Source organism: Streptomyces sp. GB4-14 (genome assembly GCF_022696125.1).
In the GTDB taxonomy this organism is placed as follows: Bacteria; Actinomycetota; Actinomycetes; order Streptomycetales; family Streptomycetaceae; genus Streptomyces; species Streptomyces werraensis.
Genome location: NZ_RZHO01000001.1, coordinates 286366 through 302814, shown reverse-complemented (window position 1 = coordinate 302814; position 16449 = coordinate 286366). Strand labels below are relative to the sequence as shown.

Below are 16449 nucleotides of genomic sequence, written 5' to 3'. Positions count from 1 at the left end.
CTTCCGGCACCGCCACATCTCTCGTGAGGACTGACGAATGGCCACGGACGAAAAGCTCCTCAAGTACCTCAAGCGCGTCACCACGGAACTGCACACCCTGCGCAAGCAGGGCTCCTCGCACGCGGGGGAGCCGATCGCGATCGTGGGGACGGCGTGCAGGCTGCCGGGCGGTGTGACGGGGCCCGAGGATCTGTGGCGGTTGGTGCGAGAGGGCGGGGACGCCGTGTCGGGGTTCCCCGACGACCGGGGCTGGGAGCTGGACGGCCTGTTCGACCCCGACCCGGACAATCCCGGCACCTCCTACACCGACCAGGGCGGCTTCCTGAAGGGCGCGGGCCTCTTCGACCCGGGCTTCTTCGGGATCTCGCCGCGTGAGGCGCTGGCGATGGACCCGCAGCAGCGGCTGCTCCTGGAGACCTCCTGGGAGGCGCTGGAGCGGGCGGGCATCGACCCGGTCTCGCTCAAGGGCACCGACGTCGGGGTGTTCTCCGGAGTCTCCAGCCAGGGCTACGGCTCCGGAGCCGGCGGGGTCGCGCCCGAGCTGGAGAGCTTCACCGGCACCGGCGTGGCGTCGAGTGTGGCATCGGGCCGGGTGTCGTACGTCTTCGGCTTCGAGGGTCCCGCGGTGTCCGTGGACACGGCCTGCTCGTCGTCGCTGGTCGCCATCCACCTCGCCGCGCAGGCCCTGCGGCAGGGCGAGTGCTCGCTGGCGCTGGCCGGCGGCGCGATGGTGATGGCGACACCGGGCACCTTCGTGGTCTTCTCCCGGCAGCAGGGCATGGCCGCCGACGGCCGCTGCAAGGCGTACGCGGACGGCGCGGACGGCATGGGCCTGGCCGAGGGCGCGGGTGTGATCGTCCTGGAGCGGCTGTCGGAGGCCCGTGAGCGCGGGCACCGGGTCCTCGCCGTCATCCGGGGCAGCGCGGTCAACCAGGACGGCGCGTCCAACGGCCTCACCGCCCCCAACGGACCGTCGCAGCAGCGGGTGATCCGCAAGGCACTGGCCGGGGCCGGGCTCGTCGCCGCGGACGTCGACGTGGTCGAGGGGCACGGCACCGGTACGGCGCTGGGTGACCCGATCGAGGCGCAGGCGCTGCTGGCCACGTACGGGCAGGGGCGGGATCCCGAACGGCCTTTGTGGTTGGGGTCGTTGAAGTCGAACATCGGGCATACGCAGGCCGCCGCCGGAGTGTCCAGCGTGATCAAGATGGTCGAGGCGCTGCGGCACGGCGTCATGCCGCCCACGCTGCACGCCGATGAGCCGACGAGCGAGGTCGACTGGTCGGCGGGCGCGGTCGAGCTGCTCACCGAGGCGCGGGAGTGGCCGCGCGACGGCCGTCCGCGTCGCGCCGGAGTCTCCTCGTTCGGCATCAGCGGCACGAACGCCCACCTGATTCTGGAGGAAGCTCCCGCCGCCGAGGACGAGACCCCGGCAGGGGACGAGACGGCGACGCCCGGCGCGGAGGCGACGGCGGGCGCGGGCGTGGTGCCCCTGGTCGTGTCGGCGCACAGCGAAGGCTCCCTGGCGGGCCAGGCCGGACGCCTCGCCGCATTCCTGGACACCCGGCCGGACTCCGGACCCGCCGTGGCACCGGACTCCGCCCCCGGCCCGGTGTCGTTGCCGCGGGTGGCCGGGGCGCTGCTGTCGGAGCGGGCCCTGCTGCGGGAGCGCGCGGTGGTCCTGGCCGCCACGGGCCAGGAGGCCTCGGCCGGACTCGGGGCGCTGGCCCGCGGGGAGCACGCGGCAGGGACCGTGACCGGCAGGGCCGCGGGAGCGGGCGGCCCGGGCAAGGTCGTCTGGGTCTTCCCGGGCCAGGGTTCCCAGCGCGCCGGTGCGGGACGGGAACTCTACGACCGCTACCCGGTGTTCGCCCGCGCCCTGGACGAGGCGTGCGAGCAACTGGAGGCGTGCCTCGCCGGATGGGTCGACCACTCGGTACGGGACGTCGTCCTGGGCAGGTCGCCGGGCAGCACCGAACTGCTCAACCAGACGGTGTTCACCCAGGCGGCCCTGTTCGCGGTCGAGACCGCCCTGTTCCGGCTCGTGGAGTCCTGGGGCGTACGGCCGGACGCCGTCATCGGACACTCGATCGGCGAGGTGTCCGCCGCGCACGTGGCGGGGGTGCTGTCCCTGCGCGACGCGGCGCGACTCGTCGCGGCCCGGGGACGGCTGATGCAGGCACTGCCGCCGGGCGGGGCGATGGTCGCGGTCGCCGCCGGCGAGGAGGAGGTCGACGGGCTGCTCGGCGACGGCGTGGAGATCGCGGCGGTCAACGGCCCGGCGGCGGTGGTCCTCTCCGGTGACGAGGACGCTGTCCTCGCCGTGGCCGGACGACTGCGGGAACAGGGCCGCAAGACCAAACGCCTCGTGGTCTCCCACGCGTTCCACTCCCCGCACATGGAACCGATGCTGGCCGACTTCGCCGCGGAACTCACCGACGTGGAGTGGCGGGCACCGCACATACCGGTGATCTCGAACGTGACCGGCCGTCTCGCCGGGCCCGACGAACTCACCGGCCCGGAGTACTGGGCCGCGCACGTGCGCCGCCCGGTGCGGTTCGCCGAGGGCATCGCCGCAGCGGTCCAGTACGGCGGCACGCTCTTCGTCGAGCTGGGCCCGGGCGCCGCCCTGACCGGACTCGTCACGGAGACGGCCGCCTCGGCGGTCCCCGACACCACCGCCGGCCCCGGCGTCACCTGCGTGGCGGCACTGCGCGACGGCCGCCCGGAGGAGCGGACCCTGCTCGCCTCGATGGCGGAGCTGTTCGTGCGCGGCGTGAGCGTCGACTGGGCACGGGTCCTGCCGGACACCGGAACCGGGCCGGCGGTCGTGGACCTGCCGACGTACGCCTTCGACCACCAGCAGTACTGGCTCCGGACGGCGCAGTCGGTGACCGACGCGGCGTCACTGGGACAGGCGGCGGCGGACCACCCGCTGCTCGGCGCGGTGGTGCGGCTGCCGCACTCCGACGGGCTGGTGTGCACCTCGCGGCTGTCCCTGAAGACCCACCCCTGGCTGGCCGATCACACCGTGGGCGGTGCCGTGCTCGTCCCCGGCACGGGCCTGGTGGAGCTCGCCGTACGGGCCGGGGACGAGGCCGACTGCGGAATGCTGGAGGAACTGGTCGTCGAGGCGCCGCTGGTGGTGCCGGAGCACGGCGGCGTCCGCGTCCAGGTCGCCGTGGGAGCGCCGGACCCCCACGGCGCACGCACCGTGGAGATCCACTCCCAGCGCGAGGACGCCCCGGGTGCCGGCGACGCGTGGACCCGGCACGCCACCGCCACCCTCGCCGCCACCCGCACCACCGCACCCGCCGCCCGGGACAGCGCCTTCGACTTCGCCGCCTGGCCGCCCCCCGGCGCCCAGCCGGTCGACGTCGAGAGCTTCTACGACGACCTGACCGAGCGCGGCTACGCCTACGGCCCCGCGTTCCAGGGTCTGCGTGCCGTCTGGCGGCGCGGCGACGAGGTCTTCGCCGAGGCCGCCCTGCCCGCCGAGCACCGCGAGGACGCGGACCGCTTCGGCATCCACCCGGCGCTCCTGGACGCGGCCCTGCACGCGGGGATGTTCGGCGCCGAGGCCGACGCGGCGGCGCAGGACCCCGGGCAGCCGGTGCTGCCGTTCGCGTGGAACGGCCTGGAACTGCACGCCGCGGGCGCGCCCGCGCTGCGCATCCGCCTCACCTCCGCCGGTCCCGGCGCCGTCGCGCTGGAGGCCGCCGACGAGACCGGCGGCCTCGTCGTGACCCTGGACTCCCTGGTGTCCCGGCCGGTCTCCGCCGACCAGCTCGCACCGGTGCCGGCCTCGGCGGCCACCGACGCGCTGTTCCGCGTGGACTGGACCGAGATGACCCCGGACCAGTCCCTCCCGCCCGCCCCGGCCTGGGCGCCCGTCGCCACCGCCGAGGACGTGGCGGACCTCGCCCGCGGCGGGGCTCCCGCGATGGCGGTGCTGGACGCCGTCACCACCGGTGACGACGGGGCGGACGCCGTCCTGGCGCTCACCTCGCGGGTGCTGGCCGTGGTACAGGCATGGCTGGCCACGGACGGCCTCGACGAGTCCCGGCTCGTGGTGGCCACCCGGGGCGCCGTGCCCGCCGGCGACGAGGGCGCGGTGACCGACCCGGCCGGGGCGGCCGTGTGGGGTCTGGTGCGGGCCGCGCAGGCGGAGAACCCCGACCGGATCGTCCTCGTCGACGCCGACCCGGCCGCCGACGACGGCGTCGTGCCGGTGCTGGGCGTGGTGCGGGCCGCGGGAGAACCCCAGGCCGCCGTACGCGGCCCGGCACTGAGGGCGCCCCGGCTCGCCCGCGCCGGCGGACCCGCCCCGGACACCCCCCGCGTGTTCGCCCCCGAGGGGACGGTACTGATCACAGGCGGCACCGGTTCGCTGGGCGGCCTGATGGCCCGGCACCTGGTCACCCGGCACGGCGTACGGCACCTGGTCCTGGCCGGCCGCCGGGGCCCGGACGCCGAGGGTGCACAGGAGCTGGCGGCCGAGCTGACCGAACTGGGGGCGGCCGTCGAGGTCGTCGCCTGTGACGTGTCCGACCGCGCCCAGACCGAGGCCCTCCTCGGCCGGATACCCGGCGAGCACCCCCTGCGCGGCGTGGTGCACACGGCGGGCGTCCTCGACGACGGGGTCATCGGGGCGCTGACCCCCGAACGACTGGGGAAGGTGTTCGCACCGAAGGCCGACGCCGTACGCCATCTCGACGCCCTGACCCGCGACCTGGACCTGGACGCGTTCGTCGTGTTCTCGTCCGCCTCCGGCGTCTTCGGATCGGCGGGCCAGGGCAACTACGCGGCGGCCAACGCCTTCCTGGACGGTCTGATGGCCGAACGCCGGGCGGCGGGTCTGCCGGGGCTGTCGCTGGCCTGGGGCCTGTGGGAGCAGGACGCCGGAATGACCGCCCACCTCGGCGACGCCGACCAGGCCCGCGCCGGGCGCGGCGGCGTCCTGGCGATCACCGCGACCGAGGGCACCGAACTGTTCGACGCCGCCCTCGTCTCCGGGCACGCACTGCTCGTACCGATCAAGATGGACCTGGGCGCGGCGCGGGCCGGCGCGGCGGCCGGGGCAGCGGTCCCGCACCTGCTGCGCGGCCTCGTACCGGCAGGACGCAGGCAGGCGCGGGCGGCGGCCGGCACGGGCGGCGACGACCTGCCCCGCCGGCTGTCCGCACTCACCGGGCCGGAGCAGGACGCCCTGCTCCTCGACCTCGTACGGACCCAGGCCGCGGTCGTCCTCGGCCACAGCGGACCCGACAGCGTCCGCGCCGACACCGCGTTCAACGAGGCCGGGTTCGACTCGCTCACCTCGGTGGAGCTGCGCAACCGGCTGCGCGAGGCGACCGGCCTCAAGCTCCCCGCCACGCTGATCTTCGACTACCCGAACCCGCACGCCCTCGCGGGCTTCCTGCGCGAGGAGTTCGGGGACACCACGGTGACGTCCGGCGCGCCGGCCCCGTCCACGGCCACCGTCGCGGACCTCGACGAACCGATCGCGGTCGTGGGCATGTCCTGCAAGCTGCCGGGCGGTGTGACGAGCCCCGACGACCTGTGGCGCCTGGTGTCCGAGGGCCGTGAGGGCACGTCCGCCTTCCCCGGGGACCGCGGCTGGGACCTGGAGGGCCTGTTCGACGCAGACCCGGAGAGCGCGGGCACCTCGTACACGAGCCGGGGTGGATTCGTTCAGGAAGCGGGTCTCTTCGACGCGGGGTTCTTCGGGATCTCGCCGCGTGAGGCGCTGGCGATGGACCCGCAGCAGCGGCTGCTCCTGGAGACCTCCTGGGAGGCCTTCGAAAGCGCCGGCATCGACCCGCTCTCCCTGAAGGGCACCGACGTCGGCGTCTTCTCCGGAGTCTCCAGCCAGGGCTACGGGGCCGGCGTGACCGCCCCGGAACTGGAGGGCTTCGCGAGCACGGGCACCGCGTCGAGCGTGGCGTCGGGCCGGGTGTCGTACGTCTTCGGCTTCGAGGGGCCCGCGGTCACCGTGGACACGGCCTGCTCGTCGTCGCTGGTCGCGATGCACCTGGCCGCGCAGGCCCTGCGGCAGGGCGAGTGCTCGATGGCCCTGGCCGGCGGCGTGACCGTCATGGCGACACCGGTCAGTTTCGTGGAGTTCTCCCGCCAGCGGGGCCTGGCCGGCGACGGCCGCTGCAAGGCGTTCGCCGACGGCGCGGACGGCACCGGCTGGGCCGAGGGCATCGGCCTGGTCGTCCTGGAGCGCCTGTCGGTGGCCCGGGAACGCGGGCACAAGATCCTCGCCGTGCTGCGGGGCAGCGCGGTCAATCAGGACGGCGCGTCCAACGGCCTGACGGCTCCGAACGGTCCGTCGCAGCAGCGGGTGATCCGGCGTGCCCTGTCCAGTGCGGGGCTGTCGGCGGCCGACGTGGACGTGGTGGAGGGCCACGGTACGGGTACGGCGCTGGGCGACCCGATCGAAGCGCAGGCGCTGCTCGCCACCTACGGCAAGAACCGCGACGCGGAACGGCCCCTGTGGCTCGGCTCGCTGAAGTCGAACATCGGACACACGCAGGCGGCTGCCGGTGTGGCCGGCGTCATCAAGATGGTGCAGGCGCTGCGGCACCGGATCATGCCGCCCACGCTGCACGTGGACGCGCCGTCCTCGCGGGTGGACTGGTCGGCGGGTGCGGTGGAGCTGCTGACCGAGGCGCGGGAGTGGCCGCGTGAGGGCCGTCCGCGCCGGGCCGGTGTCTCGTCCTTCGGTATCAGCGGTACCAATGCGCACCTGATCCTGGAAGAAGCGCCGGAGCAGGATGCCTCGCAGCCGCTGCCTGCCGGTGGTGGGGGTGTGGTGCCGTTGGTGGTGTCGGCGCGCAGTGCGGGGTCGTTGGCCGGTCAGGCGGGGCGGCTCGCCGCGTTCGTCGAGGGCACGGACGGGGTGTCACTGGCTGCCGTGGCCGGTGCGTTGGTCGCGGGGCGTGCGGTGCTGGGCGAGCGTGCGGTGGTCGTGGCCGAGTCGGGCGCGGAGGCCCTGGCCGGCCTGCGGGCGCTGGAGCGTGGCGAGAGCCCGGCCGGCTTGGTCACCGGAAGGGTGAGCGGTGCGGGTGCTCCGGGCAAGGTGGTGTGGGTGTTCCCGGGGCAGGGCTCGCAGTGGGCGGGTATGGGCCGGGAACTCCTGGACGCCTCGCCGGTGTTCGCGGAGCGGGTCGCGGAGTGTGCGGCTGCTTTGGAGCCGTGGGTCGACTGGTCTTTGGTTGATGTGTTGCGGGGTGAGGTGGAGCCCGCGTTGCTGGAGCGGGTGGATGTGCTTCAGCCGGCCAGCTTCGCGGTGATGGTGGGTCTGGCGGCGGTCTGGTCGTCGGTGGGTGTGCTGCCGGATGCGGTGGTCGGTCACTCGCAGGGTGAGATCGCTGCGGCGTGTGTGTCGGGTGCGTTGTCGCTGGAGGATGCGGCGCGGGTGGTGGCGCTGCGGAGTCAGGCCATCGCTGGGCAGCTGGCCGGGCGTGGGGGTATGGCTTCGGTCGCGCTGAGCGAGGCCGACGCCTCGGTGCGCCTGACGCGTTGGGCGGACCGGGTGGAGGTGGCGGCTGTCAACGGCCCGTCCTCCGTGGTCGTCGCGGGTGATGCGGAGGCGCTGGACGAGGCGTTGGAGGCCCTGTCGGCCGAGGGCGTCCGTGTGCGGCGGGTGGCGGTGGACTACGCCTCGCACACCCGGCACGTGGAGGACATCCGCGAGATCCTCGCCGACACCCTCGCCGGGGTGAACGCACAGGCGCCGATGGTGCCCTTCTACTCGACCGTGACCGGCGAGTGGGTGGACCAGGCGGGTGTGCTGGACGGCGCGTACTGGTACCGCAACCTGCGGGGCCAGGTCGGCTTCGGTCCCGCCGTGACCGACCTGCTGAGCCAGGGTCACCGGACGTTCGTGGAGGTCAGTGCGCACCCGGTGCTGGTCCAGCCGATCACCGAGATCCTGGACGACGGTGGTGACGGCACCGATGCCGTGGTGACCGGTTCGCTGCGCCGCGACGACGGGGGCTTGCGTCGCCTGCTGGCCTCGATGGCCGAGCTGTTCGTGCGCGGGATCACCGTCGACTGGACCGGCGTACTCCCGGCCGGGGCCACCTCTCTGGACGTGGACCTGCCTACGTACGCCTTCGACCACCAGCACTACTGGCTCCAGGCCACCGATGCCGGCCCCGTCGACGCCACCAGCCTCGGACTGGCCGGTACCGATCACCCGCTGCTCGGCGCGATGGTGGAGCTGCCGTACTCCGACGGGCTGGTGTTCACCTCGCGTCTGTCGCTGAAGTCGCAGCCCTGGCTGGCCGACCACAGGGTCGGCGGTGTCGTACTCGTCCCCGGTACCGGACTGGTGGAGCTGGCGGTGCGGGCCGGTGACGAGGCCGGCTGCGGGGTGCTGGAGGAACTGGTCATCGAGGCGCCGCTGGTGGTGCCGGAGCACGGCGGGGTGCGCGTCCAGGTCGCCGTGGGCGCACCGGGCGAGAACGGCGCACGCACCGTGGACGTCTACTCGCGGCCCGAAGACGCCGGCTTCCTGCGGAGCGGTGCGGACGCCTGGACGCGGCACGCCACCGGCATGCTGGCCGGCACACCCCAACCTGGCTCCCGTGCCGCCGAGTTCGACTTCGCCGCCTGGCCGCCCCCGGGGGCGCAGCCGGTGGACGTCGCCGGTGGGTACGGTCTGCTCACCGAGGTGGGTTACGGGTACGGCCCGGCGTTCCAGGGCGTGCGCGCCCTGTGGCGGCGTGGCGACGAGATCTTCGCCGAGGTCGCCCTGCCCGAGGAGCACCGAGCGGACGCCGCCCGGTTCGGTATCCACCCCGCGCTTCTCGACGCCGCTCTGCACTCGCCGCTGCTCCAGATCGCCGGGGCGGACGCGGGCCACGGTGCGGCCGACGCGGCGCCGGGCGGGCCCGAGCTGCGGCTGCCGTTCGCGTGGAACGGCCTGGTGCTGCACGCCGCGGGAGCCTCGGTCCTGCGGGTGCGCATCGCGCGGCCCGAGCACGACGCGCTGTCGCTGGCCGCGGCGGACGAGACCGGCGCGCTGGTCGTGACGATGGACTCCCTGGTGTCCCGGGTGGTCTCCGCCGACCAGCTCGAGACGGCGGCGGGCACCACCCGGGCCGACTCGCTGTTCCGGGTGGAGTGGACCGAGCTGCTGCCGCTCCTGGGCACGGAGACCGTGCCGTCCTGGTCTCCGGTGTCCACCGCGGAAGAGGTGGCCACCCTGGCCGACGACGTGGAATCGGGTGCCCCGGCACCCGCCCTGGCGGTCCTCGAAGCCATCGGCGGTGAGGGCGACGACGCGGCGCTGGACCTGGCCACCCGGGTGCTGGAGGCCGTGCAGTGCTGGCTGGACGGGCCCGGCCTGGAAGAGACGCGGCTGGCCGTGGTGACCCGGGGCGCGGTGCCCGCCGGCGGCGAGAAGACGGTGACCGATCCGGCGGGATCGGCGGTGTGGGGCCTCGTGCGCGCCGCGCAGGCCGAGAACCCGGACCGCATCCTCCTCATCGACACGGACCCGGCCCGAGCGACCGAAGCGACCCAAGCGACTGACCCGGCCCATTCGCCCGAGGAGGCCGCAGAGGCCGCAGAGGCCGCAGCGACCGACCCGGCGATGACGGCCGGCACGACCCCCGTCGAGGCGGCGGTGACCGCGCTGGGCGTGGCGCTGGCCGGCGGCGAGCCGCAGGTGGCGGTCCGCGGCGGGGTGCTCTCGGTGCCCCGGCTCGTCCGGGCCGGTGTCCAGGGCACCGGCCCGGACACGGCGTTCGGACCGGAAGGGACGGTTCTGGTCTCGGGTGCCGGTTCGCTGGGCGGTCTGGTGGCCCGGCATCTGGTGTCCCGGCACGGCGTACGGCAGCTGGTCCTGGCCAGCCGCCGGGGCCCGGACGCCGAGGGTGCGCAGGAGCTGGCGGCCGAGCTGACCGGACTGGGGGCAGCCGTCGAGGTCGTCGCCTGTGACGTGTCCGACCGCGCTCAGGTCGAGGCGCTCCTCGCCACCGTGCCCGACGCGCACCCCCTGCGCGGGGTCGTCCACACCGCGGGCGTGACCGACGACGGTGTCATCGGGGCGCTGACCCCGGAGCGGCTGGCGCGGGTGTTCGCGCCGAAGGTGGACGCCGTGCGGCACCTCGACGAGCTGACCCGGGACCTGGATCTGGACGCGTTCGTCGTCTACTCGTCCGTCTCGGCGGTGTTCATGGGCGCGGGCAGCGGCAGTTACGCGGCGGCCAACGCCTACCTGGACGGTCTGATGGCCGCCCGGCGGGCCGCGGGTCTGCCGGGGCTGTCGCTGGCCTGGGGCCTGTGGGAGCAGACCAGCGGCATGGCGGCGAACACCGACGAACTCACCCGCTCCCGGATGAACCGGCGCGGCGGCCTCCAGGCGATCACCCCGGCCGAAGGCATGGAACTGTTCGACGCCGCCGTGCGGTCCGGGCAGGCGCAGCTCGTGCCCGCCAAACTGGACCTGGCGTCGCTGCGCACCCGGGCCACGGACGGCGGGGGAGTCCCGCCCCTGCTGCGCGGCCTGGTCCGCGCCGGCCGGCAGACGGCCCACACGGCGAGCGTCGGCGACCAGGGCAAGGCCCTGTCCGAGCGGCTGGCCGCACTCCCGGCCGCCGAGCAGGCCGAGCTGCTGCTCGACGTGGTCCGCGACCAGGTGGCCGCGGTGCTGGGGCACAGCGCCACGTTCCGCATCGACGCGAACCAGGGGCTGTTCGAGGTCGGCTTCGACTCCCTCACCTCCATCGAACTGCGCAACCGGCTCCGTGACCTCACCGAGCGCAAACTCCCGCCCCACCTGGTCTTCGACCACCCGACGGCAGCGTCGCTCGCCGGCTATCTGCACCGGCTCGTGTGCGGCGAACAGGCGGCACCCCCGGTCGCGGGCCCCGTAGCGGTCTCCGTGTGACGCGGCGAACCCACTCCAAGAGAAGGTGACGCAAGTGTTCGACGTGGACAGGTACCTGGCGCGGATCGGCTGCGCCGGAGAGACCGGGGTGGACATCGCGACGCTGCGCAAGCTGCACCGCGACCACCTCATGGCGATCCCGTACAACGGGGCCACCCAGGACTTCGCGGACGGCGTGCGGCTCGTCGACCTCGACGAGGACGCCACGTTCGAGACGTGCGTCATCCAGGGGCGGGGCGGCACGTGCTTCCAGCTCAACCGGCTGTTCTCCCGGCTGCTGACGGAACTCGGATATGACGTCACCCTGCTGGCGGCCAGCACCGCGGAGGGACGGGAGGCGTCCGGGCTCGACGTGGAGCACATGTTCCACCGCGTCGCCCTGGACGGCGCCGACTGGCTCGTGGACGTCGGCTACCCCGGCCCCTCCTACGTGGAGCCGCTGCTGGTCACCGACGCGGTGCAGAGCCAGTACGGCTGCCAGTACCGCCTGGTCGACCGCGGATCCAGGACCGCTCTACAGCGCCGGGGAAGGATCACGCGGTGGAGCGTCGTCTACACCTTCACGCCGGAGGCCCGGCAGTGGAGCGACTGGAAGGAAATGGAGGAGTTCCTGGTCCGGGAGATCGCCGCGGACACCGGACCGCGGGACGGCCGGAACATCCTGTGCGGCCGCACGCTCGACAACGGTCAGGCCGTCCTGAAAGGACGCCGCTACCTGACGGTCCGGGACGGCCGCGAGGAGACCCGCACGATCACGGACGACGACGAGCACCAGCGGCTGGTCTCCCACCTGCTGTCCGACGCATTCGGCTGAGCCGAACCGCATGCCGTCACCTGGCACTCCGCACCCAGTACTTCCGTACCCAGCACTCCCGCACCCAGTACTCCCGCACCCAGCACTGCGGACACACACGTTCGCACCGGACTGCGCACCAGAGAGGGAAGAAGATGGCGAAGGAAACAGCCGATGTGGTCGTGATCGGCGGAGGGCCGGCCGGTTCGGTCTGCGCCTACGTGCTCGCCAAACAGGGGCACTCCGTGGTGCTCCTGGAAAAGGAGCTGAGTTCACGCTTCCACATCGGCGAGTCCCTGCTGCCGTACATGATGGGCCTGTTCGAGCGGATCGGACTGCGGGAGACGGTCGCGGCCCAGGGCTACGTGCCCAAGTTCGGCGGCGAGTTCATCGACCCGACGGAGAAGAAGTTCTTCGAGGGCGTCTTCCGCGCGGACTTCACCAAGCAGGGCGTGGGCCGGCACGACAACGCCTTCCAGGTCGAGCGCGCCAAGTTCGACCGGATGCTCGCCGATCAGGCCGAGGCCGCCGGCGCGCGCGTCCTGTTCGGTGCGAACGTCAACGAGCTGCTCATGGACGGTGACCGGATGGTCGGCGTCCGCTACGAGCGCGACGGCGAGAGCCACGAGGTGCGCTCCGCCTACGTGGTCGACGCCAGCGGCCGTTCCGGGCGGATCGCCAACCGCTTCGGGCTGCGCAAGACCCTCGAGAAGCTCCGCATGGTCGCCGTGTTCCGCCACTACAGCGGCCTCGACGAGCGCCACAACCCCGGTGTCGAGGGCGACATCCAGGTCGGCGCCCACGACGACGGCTGGGTCTGGGCGATCCCGCTGACCAAGGACACCATCAGCGTCGGCACGGTCATGCCGCGCGACGTGCTGCGCGGGGCGACGACGCAGGAGCGGTTCGACGAGCACCTGGCCCGCGTCCCCAGGATCGTCGCCCGCCTGACCGGCACCCGCCCCTCGATGGACCTCAAGGTCGAGACCGACTACTGCTACCACACCGACACGGTCACCGGCCCCGGCTGGCTCATGGTCGGCGACGCCGGCTGCTTCGGCGACCCGATGTTCTCCGGCGGCGTCCTCGTGGCGACGGCCACCGCCGTCCGCGCCGCCGAGACGCTGGGCGAGGTGCTGGCCGACCCGTCGGCCGAGGACCGCCTGCTGGAGCGGTACTCCAACTACTTCAAGACCGGTTACGACACCTACATCCGGCTCATCCACTCCTACTACGACGGCGAACTGGTCGCCATGGCCGCCGACGCCGCCCGCTCCACCGACCGCGAAACCCTGGAGAAGTACCTCATGCGGCTGATCGGGGGCGACTTCTGGAGCGAGCACAACTCGGTGGCCCAGGAGATGCGGCGTCGCAAGGAGTGGGACACCTTCGAGCCGTTCCAGCGGGTCTACGGCTGCCCGTCCTACCCGCACCTGGACGAACTCGACCGCAAGGAGCGGTCCGAGGCACGCGTCCGCCGGGTGACGGCGGGCCGGTAGGGAACGGTGATGGCATCCATTCCGCTGCGCCTGAAAGACCATTCCTACGACGTCCTCATCGGTCCCGGGGTGCGTACGTCGCTCGCCGAGGTCGTCGGGCGGCTGGGCGCCGGACGGGCGGTCGTCGTGTCGGCCCGCCCGCGGGAATGGGTGCCCGACACCGGTGTGGACACCCTGTTCCTTCCGGCACGCGACGGGGAACGGGCCAAGACGCTCGGCACCGTGGAGCGGCTGTGCGGCGAGTTCGTACGCTTCGGCCTCACCCGGTCGGACGTCGTCGTCTCGTGCGGCGGCGGAACCACCACCGACGTGGTCGGACTCGCCGCCGCCCTCTACCACCGCGGCGTCGCGGTCGTCCACCTGCCCACCACGCTGCTGGCCCAGGTGGACGCGAGCGTCGGCGGGAAGACCGCGGTCAACCTGCCCGCCGGGAAGAACCTGGTCGGCGCGTACTGGCAGCCGAGCGCGGTGCTGTGCGACACGGACTACCTGTCCACCCTGCCGCGGCGGGAACTGCTCAACGGCTACGGCGAGATCGCCCGCTGCCACTTCATCGGCGCGCCGGACCTGCGCGCCCTGCCGCCCGCCGAGCAGATCGCCGCGAGCGTGGCCCTCAAGGCCCGCGTCGTGGAGGCCGACGAGCGGGACGCCGGACCACGGCACATCCTCAACTACGGCCACACACTGGGCCACGCGCTGGAACTGGCGACCGGGTTCGCCCTGCGCCACGGCGAGGCGGTGGCCGTCGGCACGGTTTTCGCGGGACGCCTCGCCGGCGCCCTCGGCCGGATCGGCGGGGAACGGGTGGCCGAACACCACGACGTCGTCCGCGCCTACGGGCTGCCCGCCGCGCTGCCCGCCGAGACCGAACCCGCGGAACTGGTACGGCTGATGCGGCACGACAAGAAGGCGCTCAGCGGACTCACGTTCGTCCTCGACGGTCCGAAGGGTGTGGAACTCGTGTACGACGTACCGCCCGAGCTGGTCACGCGCGTCCTCGACCGGATGCCCAGGGCGCCCCTGGCCGAACTCGTCGGCGACGCCCGGCCCGCGGCCACGCCGGACACGGCACGCTCATGAGGCAGCCGACCCAGTGGCCGCCCGGCACCGCGGCGCCCACCCCCGCCGACGAGGCGCCTCCCGCCGAAACCCCGGCCACCCCCACCGGCGACACCGCCCTCCCGGGCGCCCCGGCCCCCACCCACGACCCGGCCGCCCTCGTCGGCAGCCCGCTCGGCGGCAGGCTCGCCGATGCCCTGGCGCGGCCCGCCGCACAGCAGCCGCACTGGCCCGACCCGGCCCACGCCGAGCGGATCACCGCCCTGCTCGGCCGCGCCGCGCCCGTCGTCACGCCGGCCGAGACGGCCCGCCTGCGCGCGGAACTCGCCGCGGTCGCCCGGGGCGAGGCGTTCCTCCTCCAGGCCGGCGACTGCGCCGAGGCCTTCGCCGAGAACACGCGGGCCCACCAGCGGGCCAACCTGCGCACGCTGGCGGAGATGGCCGACGTGCTCACCCGCCGCACCGGACTGCCCGTCGTCAGAATCGCCCGCATGGCCGGCCAGTACGCCAAGCCCCGCTCCCGGGCCGTCGACGCCCAAGGGCTGCCCGCCTACCGCGGTGACATGGTCAACTCGGCCGAGCCCACCAGGGCCGCCCGCACCCCCGACCCCGGCCGGATGCTGCGCGTCCACGCCGAGGCCGTCCGCACGATGGCGCTGGTCCGCAGGACCGGCCGGGGCGACGTCTACGTCGGCCACGAGGCGCTGCTCCTCGACTACGAGCGGTCCTCGCTGCGCGCCGACACCAACGGCCCCGAACCCCGCCTGGCCAGCGGGCTCGGCCACTTCCTGTGGATCGGTGAACGCACCCGCGAGCCCGACGGCGCGCACATCGCGTTCGCGGAACTCCTCTCCAACCCCCTCGGCCTGAAGATCGGCCCTGGCACCACCCCGGAGCAGGCCGCCGCCTACGTGCGCCGCCTGGACCCGCACGCCGAACCCGGCCGGCTCACGCTGATCAGCCGCATGGGGCACACCCGGGTCCGGGACGTGCTGCCGCCGATCGTCGAGAAGGTCACCGCCGACGGCCACCAGGTGATCTGGCAGTGCGACCCGATGCACGGCAACACCTACACCACGGCGGGCGGCCACAAGACCCGGCACTGGAACGCGATCGCCGACGAGATCACCGGCTTCTTCGACGTGCACCGGGCGCTCGGCACCCACCCCGGCGGCGTCCACCTCGAAGTCACCGGCGACCCCGTCACCGAGTGCGTCGGCGGCACCGGAGGCCCGGCGGAGAGCGACCTGCCCGACCGCTACCGCACCGCCTGCGACCCCCGCCTCAACGCGGACCAGGCACGCGAACTCGCCCACCTCGTGGCCCGGCTGGCAGCCGGCGCCGCCGCCCACCGCGAGGAAGGACCACGATGACCGCACCGACCCCAGCCGCGCCCATCGGCGGCACCACCCGGCTGTACGCCGTCCTCGGCGACCCCGTCGCCCAGGTCCAGGCGCCCGCGCTGATCAACCCCCTGCTCGCCGCCCTGCACCGCGACGCCGTGGTCGTCCCGGTGCACGCCCGGCCCCCGCACCTGGAGACCGTCGTACGCGGCCTGCAACGCGTGGAGAACCTCGACGGCCTGTTCGTCACCGTGCCGCACAAGGTGGCCGTCCGGAGCCTCGCCGACCGGTGCGGCCCGACCGTCGACATCGTCGGCAGCGCGAACGTGCTGCGCCGCGAGCCCGACGGGACCTGGCTCGCGGAGAACTTCGACGGCTCGGGCTTCGTCGCGGGCCTCGTCGCGGCCGGCCACGACCCCCGGGGCAGCAGGGCCGCACTGGTCGGCACCGGCGGCGCGGGCAGCGCCATCGCCGCGGCGCTCCTCGCGGCCGGCGTCGAGCACCTGCTCGTCCACGACACCGACACCGCGAAGCTCGACGCGCTGGCCGCCCGGCTCGACGCGCTCTGGCCGGGCCGCGTGCACCCGCTCGCCGCACCCACGCTGGAGGACACCGACATCGCGGTCAACGCCACCCCGCTCGGACTGCGCGCCCACGATCCGCTGCCCTTCCCGCTCGAACCCCTGCCACCGGGCTGCGTCGTGGCCGACATCATCATGAAACCCCGCGAGACACGGCTGCTGCGCGAAGCCGCCGCACGAGGACACCGGATCCACCACGGCATTCACATGCTCGAGGGACAACTGAATTCCTACCGGGAATTCTTCGACCTTCGCTGAAGCACGC

Annotated in this window: 6 protein-coding genes; all 6 read left to right on the top strand. The window is 73.8% G+C overall.

Going from position 1 to position 16449, the window contains the following annotated elements; all coding sequences use genetic code 11:
• The first annotated feature begins 37 nt into the window (after positions 1–37).
• Positions 38–10909 (top strand): type I polyketide synthase, encoded by a 10872-nt coding sequence (locus ELQ39_RS00995; protein WP_242590622.1) that lies wholly within the window; start codon positions 38–40, stop codon positions 10907–10909.
• 34 nt (positions 10910–10943) lie between these two features.
• Positions 10944–11723 carry an arylamine N-acetyltransferase gene (locus ELQ39_RS00990; RefSeq protein WP_190005753.1) on the top strand — a complete coding sequence of 260 codons (780 nt, stop codon included), beginning with the start codon at positions 10944–10946 and terminating at the stop codon, positions 11721–11723.
• 134 nt (positions 11724–11857) lie between these two features.
• On the top strand, positions 11858–13201 hold the full coding sequence (locus tag ELQ39_RS00985) for an FAD-dependent oxidoreductase (protein WP_190005754.1): 1344 nt from the start codon (positions 11858–11860) through the stop codon (positions 13199–13201).
• 9 nt (positions 13202–13210) lie between these two features.
• Positions 13211–14281, top strand: coding sequence for a 3-dehydroquinate synthase family protein (locus tag ELQ39_RS00980; protein WP_242590621.1), 1071 nt, complete (start codon positions 13211–13213; stop codon positions 14279–14281).
• On the top strand, positions 14278–15633 hold the full coding sequence (locus tag ELQ39_RS00975) for a 3-deoxy-7-phosphoheptulonate synthase (RefSeq protein WP_242590620.1): 1356 nt from the start codon (positions 14278–14280) through the stop codon (positions 15631–15633). Before ELQ39_RS00980 ends, ELQ39_RS00975 begins: the two co-directional genes overlap by 4 nt.
• On the top strand, positions 15630–16442 hold the full coding sequence (locus tag ELQ39_RS00970) for a shikimate dehydrogenase family protein (protein WP_190005756.1): 813 nt from the start codon (positions 15630–15632) through the stop codon (positions 16440–16442). Before ELQ39_RS00975 ends, ELQ39_RS00970 begins: the two co-directional genes overlap by 4 nt.
• Positions 16443–16449 lie beyond the last annotated feature (7 nt).